Origin of the sequence: Streptomyces sp. (genome assembly GCF_035563135.1) — a bacterium.
Taxonomy (GTDB): Bacteria; Actinomycetota; Actinomycetes; order Streptomycetales; family Streptomycetaceae; genus Streptomyces.
The window spans coordinates 1-2,869 of record NZ_DATMVN010000389.1 but is presented as its reverse complement, the minus strand read 5'-3'; the positions used below and the strand labels follow the sequence as shown (position 1 = coordinate 2,869).

2 protein-coding genes are annotated in these 2,869 nt (G+C 71.5%); one reads left to right on the top strand and one right to left on the bottom strand.

Going from position 1 to position 2,869, the window contains the following annotated elements:
• Positions 1-1,443: ATP-binding cassette domain-containing protein (locus tag VN520_RS16910; protein ID WP_325747753.1), on the top strand; the 1,443-nt coding region annotated here is incomplete at its 5' end.
• On the opposite strand, the gene VN520_RS16905 is transcribed toward VN520_RS16910, so the two are convergent.
• Positions 1,332-2,869, bottom strand: a 1,538-nt coding sequence (locus VN520_RS16905) for a transketolase (protein WP_325747752.1), incomplete at its 5' end; no start/stop codon positions are given. The two genes, VN520_RS16910 and VN520_RS16905, sit on opposite strands and share 112 nt — an antisense overlap.

Sequence of the window (2,869 nt, the reverse complement as noted above, 5' to 3'; positions counted from 1 at the left end):
AGCTCCATCCGGCGGGTGCTGTCCGGCACCGGGCCCGTCGTGGTGCAGGCGGGCACGCTCGGGGTGATGAATCTGGGTCTGCTGCTCTGGTTCAGCGTCCCGCTGGCGCTCACCGCCGTCGCGATGCTGGTGGTCATCGCCGGGGTGTTCCTCATCATGGGCATGTGGGAACTGCGCTGGCAGCGCCGGCTGGTCGAGCTCGGGAACAAACTGAACAACCAGGCCTTCCAGACACTGCGCGGGCTGCCCAAGCTGCGGGTCGCGGCGGCGGAGAGCTTCGCGTACGGCGCGTGGGCGGCGGAGTTCGCCCGCAGCCGTGAGCTGCAGAAACGGGCAGGCAGGATCAAGAATCTGACGACGGTCCTCAACGCGGTGTATCTGCCGCTGTGCTCGCTGGTCGTCTTCGTCCTGCTGGCGGGGCCGGCCCGGGGTTCCCTGACGGCCGGTGAGTTCCTGACCTTCAACACGTCGGTGACGATGCTCCTGACAGCCGTCACCCAGCTCACCGGGGCGTTCGTGTCCGCCGCCGCCGTGCTGCCGATGTTCGAGCAGATCAAGCCGGTGCTCGACGAGGCACCCGAGGTGCGCGGCGCCAGTGTCCAGCCCGGCGTCCTGACCGGGGAGATCGAGGCGAGGGGTGTGTCCTTCCGCTATTCCGAGGACGGTCCCGTCGTCCTCGACGAGGTGTCGCTGACCGTACGGCCGGGCGAGTTCGTCGCGATCGTGGGCCCCAGCGGATGCGGCAAGTCCACGCTGCTGAGGCTGCTCATCGGATTCGACAGGCCGGTCTCGGGCAGCGTCCTGTACGACGGTCAGGATCTGACGGCGCTCGACCAGGCGGCCGTACGCCGTCAGTGCGGGGTCGTCCTGCAGAACGCCCAGCCGCTGGCCGGGTCGATCCTGGACTGCATATGCGGCGCCGAGGTCTTCACCCAGGAGGAGGCGTGGGAGGCCGCGGCGATGGCGGGGCTGGCCGAGGACATCAAGCGCATGCCGATGGGCCTGCACACGATGATCTCCGGCGGCGGTTCGATCTCCGGGGGGCAGCGCCAGCGGCTGATGATCGCCCAGGCGCTCGTCCGGCGCCCGCGGATCCTGTTCTTCGACGAGGCCACCAGCGCCCTCGACAACGAGACCCAGCGCACCGTGATCGAGAGCACCAGGTCGCTGCGCGCCACCCGTGTCGTGATCGCGCACCGGCTGTCCACGGTCATGGGCGCGGATCGCGTGATCGTCATGGCGGACGGCCGTGTCGTCCAGGAGGGGCCGCCCGCCGAGCTCCTCGCGGACACGGACGGGCAGCTCCACGAACTGGTGCGGCGCCAGATGGGTCAGGACTCCCCGGGCCGTCGCCCACCGGGCCTGGGGGGCTCCACCGCGTCGCGGATGCTCGCGCGCGCGGCGGCGGCGACGGCTTCGGCGGTGATGCCGAACTCCTCGTAGAGCCGCTGGTAGTCGGCGGACGCGCCGTAGTGCTCCAGGCTGACGATCCGGCCGGCGTCGCCGACGACCTCGCGCCAGCCCTGGCCGACGGCGGCCTCGACACTGACGCGGGCGCGCACGTCCGGCGGCAGCACCTCGTCCTGGTAGGACAGCGGCTGCTCGGCGAACCATTCGCGGCACGGCATCGACACCACGCGGACGGCCAGCCCCTCGTCGACCAGCAGCTTGCGGGCGTCGAGAGCGACGTGGACCTCGGACCCCGTCGCCACGAGGATGACGTCGGGAGTGGTCCCGGACGCCTCCACGAGGACGTACGCGCCGCGCGCCGCTCCCCCGGCCGGGGCGTGCACGCCGTCGGCACGGTCGAGCACCGGGAGGTTCTGCCGGGTCAGGACGAGGCCGGCGGGCCGGTCGGGGTGTTCCAGGACCGTCCGCCAGCAGACGCCGGTCTCGTTGGCGTCACCGGGGCGTACGACGTCGAGGCCGGGGATCGCCCGCAGGGCCGCCAGGTGTTCGACGGGCTGATGGGTCGGGCCGTCCTCGCCCAGCCCGATCGAGTCATGGGTCCACACATAGGTGGCGGGGAGCTTCATCAGGGCGGCGAGGCGGACCGCGGGACGCATGTAGTCGCTGAACGTGAGGAACGTGCCGCCGTAGGGGCGCGTCAGGCTCTGCAGGGCGATGCCGTTGAGCACGGCGCCCATGGCGTGCTCACGGATGCCGAAGTGCAGGGTCCGCCCGTAGGGGCCTCCGGCGAACTCGCTCGTCTGCCGGTCGGCGGGGACGAAGGAGGGCTCGCCGTCCATGGTGGTGTTGTTGCTGCCCGCCAGGTCGGCGGAGCCGCCCCACAACTCGGGCAGGACCGGGGCGAGAGCGGTGAGCACCTTGCCGGACGCCTTGCGGGTGGCCATGCCCTTGGCGTCGGCCGGGAAGTCGGGCAGGGCATCGGTCCAGCCCTCGGGCAGCTCCTGCTTCAGCAGCCGGTCCAGCAGGGCTGCCCGGTCCGGACGGGCGGCGCGCCAGTCCTCGTATTTCCGCTGCCAGCGCTCCCGGGCGTCCCTGCCCCGTTCCCCGACCGCCCGGGTGTGGGCGAGGACCTCGTCCTCGATCGGGAAGAACACCTCGGGATCGAAGCCGAGGAGCCGCTTGGTGCCGGCGACCTCGTCGTCCCCCAGGGCCGCCCCGTGCGCCTTGCCGGTGTTCCTCTTCGTCGGGGCGGGCCATCCGATGACCGTGCGCAGCATGATCATCGACGGGCGGGACTGCTCCGCCTTCGCCGCCTCGATCGCGGTGAGCAGGGCGTCGACGTCCTCGACGTAGTCGCCCGTACGGGTCCAGTCCACGGTCTGCACGTGCCAGCCGTACGCGGCGAAGCGGCCCGGGACGTCCTCGCTGAAGGAGATGTCGGTGTCGTCCTCGATGGAGA